This window comes from Noviherbaspirillum album (assembly GCF_035916955.1).
Taxonomy (GTDB): domain Bacteria; phylum Pseudomonadota; class Gammaproteobacteria; order Burkholderiales; family Burkholderiaceae_D; genus Noviherbaspirillum; species Noviherbaspirillum album.
The window spans coordinates 24,145-42,271 of record NZ_JAWIIV010000013.1; the positions used below are offsets into that span (position 1 = coordinate 24,145).

An 18,127-nucleotide genomic window follows, 5' to 3' on the forward strand; every position below is an offset into this window, starting at 1 on the left:
ATGCTGCAGCCCCAGGTTTGCGCGGCGCGCGGAAAATATTACTAAGGCGGGTATTGAATGAGCAAGAACATCAAGCTGGAAAGCATTTTCATCGGCCTGTTTCTGGTCGTAGCGCTCGGTTTGTTCGCATGGTTCAACATGAGCAAGCCGAGCATTCTCATCCTTCACAGCTACGACAAGTCCTACGCCTGGACGCGGGACGTCAACGTCGGTTTGGAACGGGTCCTGAACAATAATTATCGGTACCAGGTACGCTGGTATTACATGGATACCAAGCGCCGTCCGTATCCCGAATACCGCTCCAGCGCCGGTATCGCCGCGCGCCGCTTCATCGAACAGATGCAGCCGGACGTGGTGATCGCCATCGATGACGATGCGCAGCAATACGTGTCGCGCCATTTCATCAATGATCCGAAAATGAAAATCGTATTCGCAGGCATCAACAATTCCGCCGCCGATTACGGATTGGACAAGGCCAATAATGCGACAGGGATCATGGAGCGCATTCCTCTGCCCGCGATTCGCGAAACCTTTCTGATTGCAGACAATTTGAAATCGTTGGGCCGCCCGGTGAGGCTGGCGCTGCTCGCGGACAAATCCGAAAGCGTGAGCGGGGATATCAAGCAGCTGCAGGGCTTCAACTGGGACCCGGTGCAACTCGTCTCGATCAACCGCGCGGCTTCCTGGCCTGACTGGCAGGCCAAGGTACGCGATCTGGCCGGCAAGGCCGATGTCATCATGGTGACCGGCTATCGGCGCCTGGCCCGTTCCGAGACCGACAAGTCACTGGTTCCGCCGCACGAAGTGGTCCATTGGACGGAAATGCATTCATCGGTACCGGTCATCTCGGGGAACGGCTTCTTTACCGAGGAAGGCGGCATGCTCGCGATCGGAACGTCGCCGTATGAGCAGGGTGAAACGGCGGCTCGAATGGCGCTCGATATCGTGCTCAGGGGAAAGCACCCGAAGGAGTTCCCGATCGTCAGCTCGAGCCAGTTCATCGTCACGATGAACGGTGCTCGAATGCAGGTAAGAGGCTTCAAACTGCCCAAGGTATATGAAGCGGCAGCCCGGACAGGAAACAAATACTTCGATGACAGCCATTGAATTGTCTGGCGTGTCAAACAATTTTTGCTGTGTTGCTTAGAGCGAAAACGCTCTAGCGTTGACGAATGCGCGTTCGGCTCCATCCGTAGAGTTCCGGATCGGCGCAGGAACGCGCAACCCGCTCCGGAAGAACTGCAGCTGCAGTTCAAGCCCTCGGCGTATCTTGAAGAAAAGCCTTGGCGGGTATCGTTACCCGAGGAGGCAGGCAAATACCATCCCTTCCCCTGCCCCTTCCCCTGCACTTGCTCCTGCACTTGTCTCTTGCGCGGCAGGCTCGCTGCGCGCCATGGTCAGTTGATCCCGCAGAAGCGGTGCGGCGCTCTAATTTCGATACGGAGTGCACAAAGCCAGCACTTGCGTGCCCTGCATGGCGGGAACTGGAGCTAGCGCATCCAGTCCTGTTTCCGCCATGAATTCGTACGGGATCGCGCAATAATTATTTTGCGGAAGATACCGCCGATGCGCTCTTTTCGATCGCGGTCGGGGTCTCATTTGCGCCAGGCATGTTCAGCGCAAGATCCTTCGATTTCGTAGCGCCGGCCTTGCCTTCGCTTTCCCTTGATTCTGCCGGCTTTGAAGATACGGGTTTGGTCAGTTCGGTCTTTAGCGTAGACGAATGGTTAAGGTCGGAAGCATCGGCTCGTCCGCTGTCGATGGTTTTCTGCTTTCCTCTCTTCGGATCTTCCGCCTGGACGGTGTCGCCGCTGATCGAAATGATGGGCAGGCCACCGGTTTTATTATTGCCGACCACGACAACCTTGGCGTTGTTCGAGCGGGCAAGCTCCAGCGTGGCTTCGATGCCGCGCCAGCGGAGATAGGATTCCGACATGCCTTCACTGACAATCTCCTGGAAATTCCGGATGCCAAGCGCTTCGACGCGCTTGCGTTCGGTTTCCCTGAGTTCCTTCTCGACGATCAGCGCATACTGTTCCACTTCGTGACGCGCCATATTTTTGCGCACGATGGATTCCTCGACTCCATCAGGCAGCACGATGCGCTTCACCAGCACGTCTTCGAGAACGATCCATTCCTTGGGCGTAGTGCCTGTGGGAGCAAAGCGATGCTTCAGGTCATAGCGCACCGATTCCGATATCTGGTTCTGGATTTCCAGTCGATGCGAAGTATAGATATCCTCCGGGCGGTAGATCGCAATCACATCGCGCGCACGCGCGCCGACCGACGGCGCCAGCAGGGTTTCCGCATAGTTCGGTCCAGCATACTGGTGGAGATCGCCGAGTACGTTCGGAATGATGCGGTAACGCCAGGAGAGATCGATGGTCAGCTTGAGTCCGTCCGACGACAGCACTTCAAACTCCCGGTCGACGTTCTGCAGGCGGGCGTCGTAGATCGATACCCTGTCCCACGGAAGAATCATGCTCGTGCCTTCGGAGAGCGGCTCGTTGAGCACGGTGCCGCCGCCGAAGCGTTTCCATTTGACGCCCAGATGACCCGCCGGAATGGTGACGATCATCGCGGGCAGCATGAAGGCAATCAAGGCGATCAGGATGATCGCACCGATCATCAGATCATCGCTGAACAGGCTCAACCGGTAACGAAGGTATTCGCCCAGGCGGGCCGGGCCGCTACGGGGGCTGCTCGGTTCGTTCATTTATGCAGTCTCCATCGACATCTCGGTAATGCGTCCGTCCGCCATGTGCAGGCGCCGGTCGGCATGGTGGAAGTATTTATCGTCATGAGTAATGGCGATGACCGTGGCCCCGGCGGCTTTCAGACTGGGAAGCAGGGTCTCGTAGAACTTGGCGCGGAAATGAGGATCCTGGTCGGCTGCCCATTCGTCGAGGATGATGATGGGCCGTTCCTCGAGCTGCACGGCAACCAGCGCCAGGCGCTTGCGCTGACCGGTTGAAAGGTCGACCGTCGAAAATCTGCGTCCTTCGAGGACCACCTTGTTTTCGATTTCCATCTCGTCGATCAATCCGGCGCCGCGTGCCTGGTCGACATCGTCGACCCCGTAGAGCTTGCTGAACAGATGAAAGTCCGAGAACACGGCGCCGAACATGTCGCGGTAGCGCTGCATGTCGAGCTTGCCGACCACCATGCCGTCGATCAGGATTTCGCCGGAGTCGGCCGGATAGAGCCCGGTCAACATCTTCACGAAGGTCGTCTTGCCGGAGCCGTTGCCGCCGGTGATGAAGATCGTCTCACCCTCGCGTATCGTGAGATCGATCGGTCCGACGGAAAATCTCTCACTGCCCTGTCCGCGGCTGAACCGCAACTGACGCAATTCAATGACCTTGAAGTCGGAAGATGTTTGCATGTCGCCGGGAGCGGCAATTTCGCCGTCCGGGGTGCGGCGGCCAGCTTCGACATGCTCGTCGAGCAGCTGCTCAAGCCGCAGCAGGTTTTCCGCAGCGGCATTTGCCACCGTGATTTGCGGCACGGAAGAAATGATGCCGGAAATGGGACCGATGAGGAACAGCACCGCGGCCAGCGCCTTCACGGTGGTGTCCGCAAATGTAGTGCTGATTACCGGCAATACGAATACCAGGGTACCGAGCAGTACGAAGATGGCGACTTGCGAGAAGATGAAATTGGCTGCCAGGGCGCGTTGCGCAAGCGACCGGTAAAGCGCGGTGCGCTCCGATACCAGCATGGCGTCCTGCAGCAGTTCCGAAGCCCGCCGGCTTGACAGCTTGACTTCCTTGAAGCCGCCGAGCAGTCCTTCGACCACTTCATGCAAGGCCGTCACCTCATGATGCGCGCGCCGCAGTTCGGTACGGGCGCGTTCGATCTTGCGGTTATAGATACGCGATGCAATCAGCAGCACTACGGCAACCAGTGCCAGCGTCGGCAGCGACAGCGTCGCGAGATAGATCGCCGTCCAGAACATCAGGATCAAGGCCTGCACGCCGAGGATCAGGCTGCCCGCGGTCTGGGAAATCGTCTGCGCGTCGGAATTGATGGCGGTGAAGATGACGCCGTGTCCGATTTTTTCAACGCCCTGCAATTCGCAGGCGGCCAGCTTGCGTATCAATCCGCGCCGGCGCCCGTCGACAATTCTTTCCACCTCGTCGGTGGTGACGGTGAGAACATATCGCTGACTGAAAACATAGGCAATCAGGGCAATGCCGAAGAAGGCGACATACTGCGCATGCCCCGAGCTATCGCCAGCCACCTGCGCGGCGGCATTGACGATCGCCAGAATACCCGCGCTTGCGCCGCCGGCAATGACTGCCATGAGCCCCAGGCGTTTGATGGACGTGCGCGTGTCCTGGAAAAGCAGTTCGGTAAGCCGCATTGATGCTACCGCCCTCGTGAACGTTCAACTACCGATCTTGCCTCGTTATCCATCGACGCAAACAGCAAGAGATAGACGAACATGATCAGCGGCGTCAGCAGAAAGGACATCAGTATGCTTCGCATCATTCCGAGACGACTCTTGCGTCCGAGAAAACCGACTACCAGGCACAGCACGATATAAATGACCAATGCATTCGACATTATTTGCCTTCCTTGTTTATGATTTGCAGCGGCACGGCACCATAAGCGACTGTGCGAACGTCGTCGGTACAGTCAATACCATTTTCGTAGACGCACCGGACGACTTCCATCTCGCCGGTCAGTCCATGACAGTTGTCCGCGTTGATGGTGCTGTAAAAATAATGCGTTTCCTGGCGGCCGACCTTCACCCGGAAAAAGCGCGTGACGGTCGATCCGACATCCTTGCCGTTCGGACCGCGATAACGTATTCCGACCATCATTTCCTCAATCGTCTTGTGCGAGGAATTGATTGCGCGGATCTGGGGAGAGCAGTAAGCCCGGTATCCGGACCCTTCGCCATAGACGCGCGCCTGCGGAATCGTGACGTAGAGCAGGCCTCTCGCTCGCTTCTTCCTGACCAGCTCTTGCAAGGGTTGCCGCGCAATTTCGGCGGACGAACCCAGTTCGGTGGCGCTTTCCGCATGCGCGGCCGGACACGCCATCAGCAGCAGGACGTAAATTAGCGGCGCTGTGCCTCGCCGGAATCGGAAACTGTGCGGCTTCAGGGTCATCGAACTCATTGGGAATCAGTCGGAAACGAGGTGCTCGGGTGTCAATGACAGCGAAGCCGCCATATCGGCTTTTAGACGTGCCTCAAAATCAGGCGCGGTTCGCAGGAAGAAATGTCCGCCCGCGAATTCTTTCAAATGAAATGCGCCAGTAGTGAACGTTGCCCATCCCTTCATATCTTCCGCGCTGGCTTTTGTATCCTGGGCGCCGGCATACGCAATGATGGGACAATCGATCGGCGCAAGCTCTACGGCGTGTGCGGCCATGGCGAAGTCGGCGCGCATGACCGGCAGGATCATTGCGCAGAAATCGTCGTCATCGAGAAGTTCGGCCGGCATGCCACCATAATTGCGCAGCACTTCCTTCAACTCGGCATCGGGCAGATCGGCCGCATGCAAGGCATTGGAGATGCGGTCGGGAGGACGATGTGCCGCGACGATCAGAGCAGCTGGCGCCGGCAGGCCCCGTGCGACAAGATTGTGGATCAGGGCGAAGGCGATCCTGGCGCCCATGCTGTAGCCAAACAGAAGATAGGGACGGTCCAGGCGCGCTGCAATCACGTCAGCGATTTGCCCGACCATTTCCTTCATGCTGCGCACCGGCGGCTCCGCAAGGCGTGTTTCATGGCCGGGGTATTGAATCGGACCAACCCCGATCGCGGGATGCAGCTTGCGCCATGCGGCAAAATTCGATGCGCCGCCGCCGGCGAACGGCAAACAGTACATGCGGGCTGAGACATCGGCCGAACCGTCGCCAAACGGTAACCATGGCTGCGTGAGCGGCATTTTGATCATGAAACGAGGACCCGCGAAAAACCGATACGACAAGAACGACAGGGCGTGGATCTTATGGCAAGCCCAAGAAATGCCATCACATGAGATCGCGCCTTGTTCCGCCCGGCCGCGTTGAAGTTGTCATCCATGGCGTGCCATGAATTCGCCTGCAACGTGCCGGACGAAAAATCGTCGATCTCGGTTGTCACGCCATCACTCGGGTTTGGGTTTACTCTTGCAAGACCCCGCAGCCCGATTTACTTAATATCCACAACGTCGGCTGCTTAGACGCTTTCCGTCTTGGAGCCGGGAGCGTGCTTCTTGATGAACTGTTTGCCCTCTTCGACTTGCTGACGGAGCTTCGAGCCCATTTCGGCAGGCTTGAAGTCGAGGAAATTGCCGCCCGATTCGAAGTGCTGCAGAAACAGTTTTCCTACCGCGTAGGTCGTGGCTCCGGCGAGCGTGGACTGCGCCAGAACGCCGGCAGCGATACCAACGCCCGGAATGAACTTCAGAACGCTCGCCACCGGTGCGGTGATCGCCAGCGGCAGGTAACCGCTAAGGAGGGCGCCAAGCAGCTTCTTGCCGGTTTCATCGGACAGCTTGTAACCGTACAAGGCACCCAGCTTGCGCAGCAGGTTCAGCTGTACGCCAGTCAGCGCCAGCAGGTCCAGGCCCGGGACGGGCAAGATGCCTACGCCCATCGCGGTGATGGTGTGGTTCTTGATGGTATGCAGTGCTTCATTGTGGCGCTCGCCCGGCGACACGGCATCGGCTACGGCGGTTGCGTTATCGACGATGCTGTCGGTCGGCTCAGTAGTCTTCATTTGGTTCTCCTCCTGGAAAGGACGCCCGTAGGCACCATTGGGTTGATGGATTTACGAATTAATACTCCATAAGGAAGCCCGGCTTCCTGATCTGCTCCGTCTCCGCCGGCGGCGATGCGAGACGCCGTGCAGAGGGCTTGACCGCGGCTGCAGGCCGCGAGGGCCAGAGTGCACGGATGGCATCATACGTCATCACGGCACTGTAATCATGCAATGCCAGCGTCCGGTTGTAAAAGAACGCCAGCGTGTAGCCGGTATCCGGCATGTAGTAGGTCTGGGATGTATAACCGATCATTCCGCCCTGGTGTCCGAGCAGGTTGGCGCCGTTGTCCTTGACGATGCCAAGTCCATACGACAAGTTGTCGCTCATCGGCACGAACTGAAGGCGCTGACCCTGCATGCCGCTGCTCAGCAGCGACCCCTTGCCGAGAAGCTCGCCCCACTTCGCCAGATCGCCAATCGTCGAGATCATGTTGCCCGATGCCCAGACCGTCGATGAATCGCGCAGCGTGACATCATGGAAAGTGCCTGTTTCAGCGTCTTCCCAATAGCCGCGCGATAACGGCGCCGGGATGGTGGCATCGCCAAGGCGGGGAATGAGCGTACCGCCAAGGCCCTGGGTGATGGTGATCGCGCTGGGGACGGCATCCTCATAAGTCATGCCGCTTGCCTTGCGGATGATCAGGCCGAGAAGAACGTAATTGGTATTGGAATAGGCAAACTTTCCGAACTGGGGCGCGGTGGCATCGGACGCATGGCCATTGGCGATCAGCAGCAGCTCCTGCGGGAAATACTGCTTGAATGGTTCGCTGATGAAGGCATTGCCCCAGCCGCCGTCGGACGTGAAGTTAGCAATACCGCTGGTATGGTTCAGCAACTGACGCACCGTGATGCGATTGCCGTCGTAGGCCGGCAGATAAGCGCTCATCTCGGCGCCGATATACTTGTTGACCGGATCGTCAAGCCCGAGCTTGCCCGCGTCGGCCAGCTGCAGAATGACGGTTCCGACATAGGTCTTCGTGTTGCTGCCCATGCGGAAATGCATGTTGGTCTTGATCGGCGTGCGGGTGGTCAGGTCTGCGTAGCCATTGGACGTTGCCCAGGTGCGTCCCTGGTCATCACGGATGGCGATCAGCGATCCGGGGATTTTGTAGGTGTAGGCAGCCTTATCGAGAATCTGCTGGAGGTTTTTCTGTACATCGGTGTCCCGGCGCGTCGGGTCGACCGAGAACGACCAGCTGTAGGGCCGCCCCATCATGTTGCCGGCCGCATCCTTCACATTCGAGGCGACGGTGGCGGTATAACGCCGTCCTGTCAGATCCTGGGTGTGGCGGAACACGAGCGCATTGCGGCTCGCATCGTATTCAACGGTCCCCTGCACCGCGCTGCGGTCATCACCGGTGACGGTCAGCGAGGCATTGCTAACCGAAGTCGGATCGAGCGATTCGGAAAACACGGCAACGACGTCCGAATTCACCGCCACGTCCGCAGCGCCGTCGCTGCGGCTCGTATAGATCACGTAAGGAAGCCCGGATGCGGCGTTCTGGCAATAGGCGCTGGTTGCATTGAACAGGCAATTGGGCCCGCTAGGGGAAGCCTGCTCTGGCTCTTGCTGCTGCCCTGTTGCCGGCGCGACTGCAAGTTCCGCTGTTGAAGAGCCGCCGCCGCAGCCGGTGAGTACAAAAGCAGAGGAAGCAAGCAGAACTGTCCAGCGAATGCGAAGTAGCTTCATAACGAAAAGATGGGGGGCAGCAGGAATGTTTTTGGGCAAATTTGATATAGCTTACGGGAAACTCTCAAAAAGATGTAACTTTTTTTATCTCCGGACGCCCTGCATGTGCGGTTTTGGGGTATTTCCCGGCGTTAATGCCAAGGCAACATGAAAGACAGTACAATTCGCCTGAATCCGGCTTGGACGCATGACAAACCTGCAATTCTCATGTGCCCCGCCGATGGTACGCGCGCATTAACATAGCTTTTAATTAATATTATTTTCAATATGACAGGGGCCGCCAGACGCGCAAGCCCTGGAGAATGCCTTGGCTTCAGTTGATCAATGCACCGGTCCAAGGCCGACCGATGTGAACAGTACATTTTTGTCCGGCACCGAAGTATTGATTCAAATGCTGCTCGCTCAACGGCGGCTGGATTCGGTGCAGGGCATTCGCTCTGCAGGCTTCGTTTCCGGATACCGGGGCTCCCCTCTCAGCGGTTTCGATCAGGAACTATGGCGGCATAAAGCCGCACTCGATGACGCATCGATCCGCTTTCTTCCCGCAGTCAATGAAGACCTTGCCGCAACAGCGGTGTTGGGCACCCAGCGCATCGGAACGGATCCGGACGCCTTGTATGAAGGCGTGTTCGCACTCTGGTATGGAAAAGGCCCGGGCGTGGATCGCTCAGGCGATGCGCTCAAGCACGGCAATGCCTATGGCGCGTCCGCCAAGGGAGGCGTGCTGGTCGTGGCCGGCGACGACCACAATTGCGTATCGTCTTCCATGCCGCACCAGAGCGATCAGGCATTCATGGCCTGGAGCATGCCGGTACTCCACCCGGCCAGCGTTGCTGAATATATCGAATTCGGTCTTTACGGTTGGGCGCTATCGCGCTATTCGGGGACCTGGGTCGGCTTCAAGGCCATTTCGGAAACCGTGGAAAGCAGCGCCTCCGTCTCCACCGCCATTCCCGATCCCTTCTCAGTGCCTGGCGACCACCATTATCCCGCCACAGGCGTTCACTACCGCTGGCCCGATCTGCCAAGCCCGGCTATAGAAGAGCGTCTTCATGCCAAGCTCGATGCGGTTGCCGCATTTGCACGCGCAAACAGTATCGACAAGCGGATTGTTCCGGCGCCCCACGGAACAATAGGAATCGTAACCTGCGGCAAGGCGCATTTCGATGCGATGGAGGCACTGCAGCTCCTGGGGCTGGACGAGGCGGCGCTGGAAGCGTCGGGAGTGCGCCTTTACAAGATCGGCCTTACGTATCCGATAGAACTGGAGCGTCTCACGGCATTCGTCCACGGGTTGAAATCGGTACTGATCATCGAGGAAAAAGGCCCGGTGCTGGAGCAGCAGATCAAGCATGCGCTGTTCAACCGGGAGCAGCTTGAAAGGCCTGTCATCATCGGCAAGAGTGACGAGCACGGCAAGCCGTTTATTCCGGCCACGGGACAGCTCGGTCCGTCCATGCTTGCTCCCCTGATCGCCGGCTGGCTGGAACAGCACCTGCCCGGACGGCAGTTCGCCTCCTCCCTGAAAGCATTGAACAAACAGCATGCGGATCGCAAGGCGCCTGCGGTTCGCCGCACCCCCTATTTCTGTTCCGGCTGTCCTCACAATATTTCAACGGTCGTGCCGGAAGGCAGCCGTGCGCAGGCCGGCATCGGATGCCACTTCATGGCGGCATGGATGGACAGGAAAACGACGGGACTGACGCAGATGGGCGGTGAAGGCGCCGACTGGGTGGGCCAGTCGCTTTTCACGAAAACACCCCATGTGTTCCAGAACCTGGGAGACGGCACCTATTTCCACTCGGGGTTTCTGGCCTTGCGCCAGGCAGTCGCGGCGCGAACGAACATTACCTACAAGATCCTCTACAACGATGCCGTTGCAATGACCGGAGGCCAGCCGATCGACGGCAGGCTGACGGTCCCGCAGATTGCGCGCCAGGTTGCCGATGAAGGTGTCGGGACGATTGCCATCGTCACCGACGAGACCGAACGCTATGCGGAACGTTCGGATCTTCCGACCGGCGCGACGGTTCATCATCGCCTTGAACTCGACGCGGTGCAACGGAAGCTTCGAGCAATTCCCGGCGTGACAGTGCTGATATACGACCAGGTATGCGCCACGGAAAAAAGACGGCGCCAGAAGGAGGAGCGCAGGAAAAGCCCAGGGTCGGCGCCGCCCGCTCGCAGCGTCGTGATCAACCCGGAGGTCTGCGAAGGATGCGGCGACTGCGGCGTTCAGTCGAACTGCGTATCGATACAGCCGCTGGAGACCGAATTCGGGCGCAAGCGCACGATCGACCAATCGGGCTGCAACAAGGATTTTTCCTGCACCGAGGGCTATTGCCCCAGCTTCGTCACTGTCGTCGGCGGCATGCGCAAAAATCTGGCGGCACGTGCAATCGATACCGACCGCTTGCAAGCGCTTCTGCAGCATGCCGAACCATCGCGTGCGCAAGCCCTCGATCCCGCACATTCCGCCCGGTCCGCCCGGTCCGCGTTCAAACACAACATCGTAATTGCGGGGATAGGAGGAACCGGCATCGTCACCGTCGGCTCCGTCATTGCGAAGGCGGCACACATGGAGGGCTACGTTGTCTCGACGCTCAATTTCAAGGGGTTTGCCCAGAAAGGCGGCGCCGTTCTCAACCATATCCGGTTGATTCGGGACAGAAGTCAGATGACCCAGCCCAGGATAGACGCTGAACAGGCGGACACTGTCATCGTTTCCGATCTTGTCGTCGGCGCGTCAGACGGCGCCTTGCTGACCATGCGGCAAGGACACACGCAGGTCATCGGGAGCGGGAGCGAAATCGCCACCGCCAGTTTTACCCGCAATCCCGACGCCGTCATCGACAAGCCATCCCTGCTTGCCCGCATCGAACATGCGGCCGGAAGCGGCCGGGTCGAATTGTTCGACGCCCAACACCTTGCGATGCAGGCGTTCGGCGATGCCATCTTCGCCAACATGATGCTCACCGGCTTTGCATGGCAGCGTGGCGGTATTCCGGTCAGCGTGGAATCCATCAGCAAGGCTATCGATATGCACCCGGCGGCCGAACAGAATCGAAAAGCCTTTCTTTTGGGCCGTTTGATCGCCGTCGACGAATCCGCAGCGAGAACGCTGGTCGGAGAACGGACCGCGACGGTTCAGGTTTTCAGGAAAACGCCGCTGAAGGATGTCATGCGAAAGCGCGCGGATATTCTGACCCGTTATCAGAATGCCGCATACGCGGATAGCTATCTTCAATGGGTCAGCCGCATCGAACAAGCTGAGCGGCGCATCCTGGATGAGGGAAAATCGCTCAGACTGACCGAAAGCGTCGCCAGGAATCTATTCAAGCTCATGGCCTACAAAGACGAGTATGAAGTCGCACGGCTCTTCACCGACGGGCAGTTCGACGAGTACCTGCGTACGCAATTCGACGGCGAATTTACATTGCAATTTCATTTTGCACCCCCCATGCTGAATTTGTTCCGCAAGCACCACTCAAGGAAAGTGCGGCTGGGCAGCTGGATGGCCGGGGCGTTGAAGCTTCTCGCGCAATTCAAGTTCCTTCGTGGAACAGTCCTCGATCCGTTCGGCTATTCCGGCGAGCGCAGAATGGAGCGGCGTCTCATTTCGGAGTATGAGGATTTGCTAAAGGCATTCGAAGCGCGCCTCTGCAAGGACAACATGGAGCTGGCAATCGAGTTGAGCGCTCTTCCGGAAAAGATTCGGGGATTCGGCGCCATCAAGTCGCGTGCCGCCGATGAAGCCGGGCGCCGCCGCGAAAAGCTGATGCAAGGCTTTTACGACACTTTCCCGGAACAAGGCATTGCGTAATCCTGACTTCGACGCCGCCGCCCGGCTCTTCCGTTCGCATGCGTTTCACGCAAGTGACAGGCGACAGCAATCGTCATGCTGAGCCGATATGTCACTCATTGAACCAATATTGAACCAATCGATGCAGACTGTTACTCATGCGTTGGAAAGCATTGAATCTTGATACCGCAAATTCCACATCCACGTAAAATGCGATCGATCCTTGTTATCCATGGCTGCCGCAACCAATAGCGCGATGGAGGCGACAGTGATGTTCATGAAACCGGAGTGACTGCCGTTGAAATCATTTGCGATACCGACCACCTCGACTCTTCCCGGGAACGACTACGAGTTCAGGATGCTTTGCGAAAAGGAGATGGGCCAGCTGCTCGATTTCCGAAACCTTGTTCTGTCATCGCTCAGCAATGCGGACCATTACGTGAAAGAGCAGGATGAAGCCGTCTTCGTGCACAAGCATCTCGGCCCGGAAGGATTCACCATCGGCGTTTACTCGAACGACGAACTGGTGGCCTACGCAATGCTCGGCCTTCCGCCCGCGGATGAAACGAATGAGCTCGCGGATCGGGTCGACATCCCGGTCGGCCACAGGCATTTGATCGCTCATGTCGCTGGATGCATGGTTCATCCCGCCCACCGCGGAAGGCAATTGCAAAAGCTGCTGCTTGCCAAACGGATTGAAGGCGCCCGAGCTCAAGGCAAGCGCTACTGCATCAGCATGGCATCGCTTTCCAACCATGCAAGCCGCCGCAACCTGCTTGCATCGGGCTTCCACATCGCCAGGGTGACAATCATGGAAGCCGCCCTGAAGCGCCAGCTGCTGTTGCTTGACATGGTTGAGCAACCCGTCTTTGATTTATCAAGCGCGCGCATGGCGGCTGCCGAAGACTACGCGACACAGCAGGTACTGACGCAACAAGGCTTCCGCGGCATCGGGGAAGAACGGGATGCAGCGACGCGGGCGGCGCCGCAACTTGTATTTGCAAAGCAGCGCAAAGCTGGGCCATAGAACAAGACAGTCAATGATGACCATGGACGCAACGCACGCCACAGCGCCATATCCGCCTGGCGGCGTGTTATGAAATGCGAGAAGAAGAAGCGGAATAACGCAGCGCAACGCAGGTAATGTCGTCAGACTGAGGCTCATCCCGTGAAAATGCACGGACTTGCGCAATGACGCTGTCCAGACGCGCGGCCGGCAGCGCGTTCGATTCCCGCAGATTATCAAGCAGCGCCGATTCGCCGAACAACTCATGCTCGGGGTTCATCGCTTCCGTTACGCCATCGGTGAACAGGAACAGGCTGTCACCCTCTTCCAGTACCAGGTGGCCTTCCTCGAAATCCTGATCTTCCAGTACCGCGAGGCCCATGTTGTCTGCGCGCGGCAGGTAACATGTTTCGCCGTTTCGGCGGATCAGTGCCGGCGGATTATGGCCGGCGTTGACATATCGAAAATCGCCGGTACGTATGTCGAACACGCCCAAAAACACGGTGACAAACATCATCTGGTCGTTTTCGGCGCAGAGCTGATCGTTCAGGCGCCGCATCGCCCCCTTGGGTTCCCGGAAAAACATCACGCTGCTTTTCAACAATGTGCGCGAGATCGCCATGAAAAATGCCGCCGGCACTCCCTTGCCCGAGACATCCGCGACAACGACGCCAAGGCGATGTTCGTCAATCATGAAATAGTCATAGAAATCGCCGCCGACTTCCTTGGCGGGAATCATGGTGGCGGCTATTTCAACGCCCTGCACGTCCAGCGGGATGCGCGGAAGAATCGATTGCTGGATCGAGCGCGCAATCTCCAGTTCCTGCTGGAGGCTCAGGAACTGTGCCTGAGTCTCCATGGCTTCCTGGAGCTCTTTCAGCAGCGTCAGGAGGCGAGCCTGTTGATTGGTGACCAGCCCTGCCATCCGTCCCAGGATGCCGGCAAGCTTGGCCAGCTGGTTATCGCCTTCGTCGCGGCTCGTTTCTTCCGGCGGGGCATCCGATGCGGTACTCGCTTCCAATTCTTTCAGCACATCGGTACGCGACTGCGGGTCCAGGCTGTCGGCCAGGCTGCGCAGCTGATCGCGGATCAGGAATTCCTGCTGCTGACTTGCCCTGGCCTGCTCGTCTTTCAGCATGCGAAGCGTCACCACGTCGCGGCGCAGCCTCAGGAGCCCGGTCGATATCCGCGTGACCTCCTCGTCGGCAACCACATCGTCGTCCGGCTGAGCGTCGATATCTCCGTTCGCAAGGCGTTCAAGTACATCGATAGCGGCATTGACGGGAACGAACGCCTGCTGGATGAACACCCAGATCGCGGCTCCTACGAGCAGCAGGAATGTTGCGGCAATGCTGAGCAGGACGAAATGCAGCCTTTGTTCCGACCGGGCATCGTCAGTTGCGTCGATGATGCCGACGATGCTTCCGATGCGGCGGCGGCTGGGATCGAGCAGCGGCTGGCTGACGACATCGTAATAATGCCGATCAAGCCGGACGCGTCGCACGGCTTCGCCGGCCGGCAGGGAATCGATACCCAGTCGTTTCAGCAACCCCGGCTCGGTGCCTAGGATTTCGCGCCCCCTTGAACTCACGATAAACGCCTGGCCGTTGATGTTGTCCGCGAATCCGTTCAAGGTCTTGTCGACATCCAGCGATAGCGTGACGAAGCCTTCCGACTGGCCGGCTTCCCTGCTGTACACCCACACGTAGTGATGGTTGCCCAGTTGTGCCACGCCGGAAACCCGACGCTGAGTCTTCAGGACCCTGTCGGTCCAGCCAAGTTCCAGCACCCGTTCCGGTTTGAGGGAACTGTCGCTCGTATAGAGCATTCCGAGTCCCCTGTTCTGGATATCGATTCTCGGATTGCCCGCGGCTGCCAGTGCCTGCGCCACGCTTTCGCTGAAAATGGCTTTCTCGAAACGGTCCTGGCGGAATATCTGCGCGACTTCCCGTGCCTGTCCCAAACTGTCGGCGGCATCCCGCAGTCTGGCGATGGCTTCCGCTTCCATTTTTTGCCATGCCAGCCCCTGGCGCGCCAGCAGCGATTTCTGCATCCTGGCTTCGGCCGCCTGATGCCAGTTCCAGACCAACGCGCCCAGAACGCCCTGCAACAGCAGGACAAGCCCGAGAACGACCATGACAATGCGGTTCTTAAGCTTCACGCCTTCCCCACATCTTAATTGCCGCGAAGGTGAATCCAAGCGCCGGCACGGCCCATGCCCATTGGGCCAGTTGTGTCAGTTGTGTCCATTGCGCCAGCCCGGCGAACACGCTACCGGCGCCGGCTATCATCGCCGCCAGGAGCGCGCCGACGAAGAACGGCACGCCGACGCGCGCATGCCCGGGAAGCGTGCAGGCGAGCGCCAATCCGAAGCCGACACCTGCTGTTGCGAGTAGATGCAACCATCCTTCCATGCCGGCCAGATTTGTGTGAGGCATGACGAGCAAGGCCGTGGCGGCACCGGCGGCAATGGTTAGCACAAGAATGGCATAAGGCTTTACCGTCAATGCAGAGCGGTAATGGAACCCGCCGAGCACAGCCAGGCCGAACACACACCATCCCGCAAGGACCAGCGCCCATGATTGAAGGCTATGCGTTTCTCCGGACGCGGCGGGCATATGGTCCGTCCAGTAAAGCCAGAGCAAGGCGCAGCCAAAGCCTGCAATCTGCTGCCTTGCTCCTTGCGGCTTCCTCGCAGCGGTTGCGCTTGAAGCTTGCGTCGTGCTCCAGAAGGTCTTTGCCCTGCCGCGCCATATGAGAGCAACTCCTGCCGTGCATCCCAGGCCCAGGATCAGCAACGTGGCCTGCTTTCCGACCAGCGGCGAGAGAATCACGGCAAGCACGGGCCCGACTAGCTGGGCCCCTGCCAGCATGCCCCACACCGGCCATTCGGGCTGTTCGTTCTCGTTGAGCACGGCGCCTGCCGGCGGCGCAACATCGCTGCAGGCAAATGAGTGCAGGGTACATCCCGCGCCGAATGCGGCCATTGCGCATGCCGCAAGGAGAGTCAGCGGATGTTCCAGGATCAGCGCCAGCAGCATGCCGCCACTGATCAGACCCCACGCTGTCAGCATGCCTTGGTAGCGCATGCGGTTACGCAGAAACCGGGGACCGGCGACGGCCGCGCCAAGCACGCCGCACAATCCGGCGATCAGATAGTAGGACCTTGCCGGGCCGCTGCCATCGAGCATGAGCAGGACTTGCAAGCCCGCCGCGGCACTGCACAGGAGCAGCGCCACCCAGCGCGCTTCCGAGAAAAAGCTTTCGACACGCACGGTAACCGGCCTGCCTTCGGCAAAGCTGTTTTTCCCGAGCGCCTGTTCCAGTACATGATCCATTTCGGCGCGCCGCAGGCGCGACGGTTCGGTACGCCGGAGAGACGAGATCAGGCGCTCGATTCGTTCGAACTGTTCATTGATAAGCCTGACTTCGGCTCGCAAGAAACGTGAGCGATAGTCCTGCGGATGCGGGCCTTCGCCCGCAAAAACCTGCAGCCAGTTGCCGGCTCGCGCGGCATCCTGCGCATGCCGCACCACCGCATCGCGGGAAAGCAGGCTGCGCTGACGCACCAGGTGAACGGCTTCGTAGAGAAGGATGCCCGCAGCCAGGGTTGCCATGGCGATGATGAACAAGGCTTCGATGAACGAGGCGGGGCTTGTCTGGGCGCCGGCATTGAGCACGACTGTCGCCACCACTTCCTCCTGCACCAGCAATGGCGCCTTTCCGCTGATTGCGGAACCTGCGCCGGTTTCTCCCTGCTTCCACAGGATATTTCCGTCGAGGTCTCGGATTTCGATACCGAGCAAATGCGGCGAACGACGCAGGCGGCTCTGCAGAAATGCATCGACGCCCTGCAGGCCGGCCAGGGGAACGCCGACGGTCAGCGCCCTGTTGAGAGGCGCTGCAACCGCGGCAGCGTCCATTTCAACACGAATGCTTGCCTGGCTTTGCCGAACCGGTTCAAAAAGCGCATGGCTCAGATAGGCAATCGCGATGGTCGCCATCATCAGCAAGCTGATGGCCAGATACGCGATACGTGGCCCAGGCACGCGCATCAGCGTTTTTCCTCGGAGGTAATGCGATTGAGCGATGCGAGAGCATCGTCAAGCCGCTGCCTTGCCTGCCTGATCATGACCATTGCGTTTTCGTCGCTGCCTTCATCTTCAAACCTGGACAAGCTGCGCTCGACGCGCGCCTTCGCCATCCAGGCGGTCAATATGATTAAAAGCGCCGTTGTGGATAGTGCAATCAGGGTCGAATAAAGGAAAAAGCGGGTCCAGTCGACCTGCCATGACGCGGCAAAGCTCATTGCCACATAGCCCTGGAGTTCTCCGAATGAACCGCGCACAGGGAGCGCGAGAGTGCGCTCTTCATCCGTGTCGATGGACCATCCCGACGATTTCCCGCCCGACTGGCTTTCGCGAAGCCGGAGCAGCCATGATGCCGGCGCATATTCGCCGATCGCACCGCGATCAGTGTTGAACAGCGACACGCCGCGTTCGTCCATGACTTCGATCGCCCGGATACTGGCATCGAGAAGAATCGCTTTTTCCAGAAGCGGTTGCGCCGCCTCGATTTCGGCAAGCGAGAATCCAAGAGCGGTATCTGACTCCAGCCTCTCTTGAAGATCCACGAGGATGACATCGGCCCGGTTGTTCTGCAGATGCGCGGATTCCTGGCGCGCGATAAAGGCAATGACTGCGATGACCAGCAGCAGGCAAAGCATGAGGCCTGCCGCCGGAACGGCGGCCGCGCCGCAATACGTCCAGAATTTCGCTTGCGGGCCAATGCGGCTCGAAGTGGTCATACGGAGGAAAGTGTCAGTGTGAAAAATCTAAAAAGCAGTGATGCCATATCCTTTTGCGCCAT

The 18,127-nt window shown here is 58.8% G+C and carries 13 protein-coding genes; 3 read left to right on the forward strand and 10 right to left on the reverse strand.

The features are described 5' to 3' along the window. Window positions 1–57: 57 nt before the first annotated feature. Window positions 58–1,107, forward strand: coding sequence for an ABC transporter substrate-binding protein (locus tag RY831_RS16215; RefSeq protein ID WP_326507416.1), 1,050 nt, complete (start codon window positions 58–60; stop codon window positions 1,105–1,107). A 436-nt stretch (window positions 1,108–1,543) separates the two neighbouring features. Here the strand turns inward: RY831_RS16215 and RY831_RS16220 are convergent, their stop codons facing one another. The 7 genes from RY831_RS16220 to RY831_RS16250 form a co-directional block, all read right to left on the reverse strand. Beyond that, window positions 1,544–2,716, reverse strand: a complete 1,173-nt coding sequence (locus RY831_RS16220) for a prohibitin family protein (RefSeq protein WP_326507417.1) — start codon at window positions 2,714–2,716, stop codon at window positions 1,544–1,546. Next, on the reverse strand, window positions 2,717–4,366 hold the full coding sequence (locus RY831_RS16225) for a cyclic peptide export ABC transporter (protein WP_326507418.1): 1,650 nt from the start codon (window positions 4,364–4,366) through the stop codon (window positions 2,717–2,719). 5 nt (window positions 4,367–4,371) lie between these two features. Then, the gene (locus RY831_RS16230) at window positions 4,372–4,569 is read right to left on the reverse strand and encodes a hypothetical protein (RefSeq protein ID WP_326507419.1); all 198 of its coding nucleotides are present in this window, start codon (window positions 4,567–4,569) and stop codon (window positions 4,372–4,374) included. After that, entirely contained in the window at window positions 4,569–5,129 is a 561-nt protein-coding gene (locus tag RY831_RS16235) for a hypothetical protein (protein WP_326507420.1), read from the reverse strand. Before RY831_RS16235 ends, RY831_RS16230 begins: the two co-directional genes overlap by 1 nt. Window positions 5,130–5,135: 6 nt before the next feature. Beyond that, window positions 5,136–5,903: a thioesterase II family protein gene (locus RY831_RS16240; RefSeq protein WP_326507421.1), complete on the reverse strand. Its 768-nt coding sequence runs from the start codon at window positions 5,901–5,903 to the stop codon at window positions 5,136–5,138. A 272-nt stretch (window positions 5,904–6,175) separates the two neighbouring features. Continuing rightward, the gene (locus tag RY831_RS16245) at window positions 6,176–6,718 is read right to left on the reverse strand and encodes a YcjF family protein (RefSeq protein WP_326507422.1); all 543 of its coding nucleotides are present in this window, start codon (window positions 6,716–6,718) and stop codon (window positions 6,176–6,178) included. 58 nt (window positions 6,719–6,776) lie between these two features. Further along, entirely contained in the window at window positions 6,777–8,450 is a 1,674-nt protein-coding gene (locus tag RY831_RS16250) for a serine hydrolase (RefSeq protein WP_326507423.1), read from the reverse strand. 349 nt (window positions 8,451–8,799) lie between these two features. On the opposite strand from RY831_RS16250, the gene RY831_RS16255 reads away from it, so the two are divergent. Together RY831_RS16255 and RY831_RS16260 are read left to right on the forward strand one after the other, a co-directional pair. Continuing rightward, the gene (locus RY831_RS16255) at window positions 8,800–12,273 is read left to right on the forward strand and encodes an indolepyruvate ferredoxin oxidoreductase family protein (RefSeq protein WP_326507424.1); all 3,474 of its coding nucleotides are present in this window, start codon (window positions 8,800–8,802) and stop codon (window positions 12,271–12,273) included. Window positions 12,274–12,550: 277 nt separating this feature from the next. Continuing rightward, window positions 12,551–13,279 (forward strand): GNAT family N-acetyltransferase, encoded by a 729-nt coding sequence (locus RY831_RS16260; protein WP_326507425.1) that lies wholly within the window; start codon window positions 12,551–12,553, stop codon window positions 13,277–13,279. A gap of 67 nt (window positions 13,280–13,346) precedes the next feature. On the opposite strand, the gene RY831_RS16265 is transcribed toward RY831_RS16260, so the two are convergent. From RY831_RS16265 to RY831_RS16275, 3 genes are read right to left on the reverse strand one after another with little or no spacing between them, the layout of a single operon-like run. Next, on the reverse strand, window positions 13,347–15,419 hold the full coding sequence (locus RY831_RS16265; protein WP_326507426.1) for a PP2C family protein-serine/threonine phosphatase: 2,073 nt from the start codon (window positions 15,417–15,419) through the stop codon (window positions 13,347–13,349). After that, entirely contained in the window at window positions 15,409–17,313 is a 1,905-nt protein-coding gene (locus RY831_RS16270) for a hypothetical protein (RefSeq protein ID WP_326507427.1), read from the reverse strand. The genes RY831_RS16265 and RY831_RS16270 overlap by 11 nt, the downstream gene beginning before the upstream one ends. Next, window positions 17,313–18,065, reverse strand: coding sequence for a hypothetical protein (locus RY831_RS16275; RefSeq protein WP_326507428.1), 753 nt, complete (start codon window positions 18,063–18,065; stop codon window positions 17,313–17,315). The genes RY831_RS16270 and RY831_RS16275 overlap by 1 nt, the downstream gene beginning before the upstream one ends. Between the last annotated feature and the right edge of the window lie 62 nt (window positions 18,066–18,127).

Bases quoted from the DNA above. Each gene is read 5' to 3' on its own strand.
- RY831_RS16215 (WP_326507416.1), top strand. From the start codon at position 58: ATGAGCAAGAACATCAAGCTGGAAAGCATTTTCATCGGCCTGTTTCTG.
- RY831_RS16220 (WP_326507417.1), bottom strand. From the start codon at position 2,716: ATGAACGAACCGAGCAGCCCCCGTAGCGGCCCGGCCCGCCTGGGCGAA.
- RY831_RS16225 (WP_326507418.1), bottom strand. From the start codon at position 4,366: ATGCGGCTTACCGAACTGCTTTTCCAGGACACGCGCACGTCCATCAAA.
- RY831_RS16230 (WP_326507419.1), bottom strand. From the start codon at position 4,569: ATGTCGAATGCATTGGTCATTTATATCGTGCTGTGCCTGGTAGTCGGT.
- RY831_RS16235 (WP_326507420.1), bottom strand. From the start codon at position 5,129: ATGAGTTCGATGACCCTGAAGCCGCACAGTTTCCGATTCCGGCGAGGC.
- RY831_RS16240 (WP_326507421.1), bottom strand. From the start codon at position 5,903: ATGCCGCTCACGCAGCCATGGTTACCGTTTGGCGACGGTTCGGCCGAT.
- RY831_RS16245 (WP_326507422.1), bottom strand. From the start codon at position 6,718: ATGAAGACTACTGAGCCGACCGACAGCATCGTCGATAACGCAACCGCC.
- RY831_RS16250 (WP_326507423.1), bottom strand. From the start codon at position 8,450: ATGAAGCTACTTCGCATTCGCTGGACAGTTCTGCTTGCTTCCTCTGCT.
- RY831_RS16270 (WP_326507427.1), bottom strand. From the start codon at position 17,313: ATGCGCGTGCCTGGGCCACGTATCGCGTATCTGGCCATCAGCTTGCTG.
- RY831_RS16275 (WP_326507428.1), bottom strand. From the start codon at position 18,065: ATGACCACTTCGAGCCGCATTGGCCCGCAAGCGAAATTCTGGACGTAT.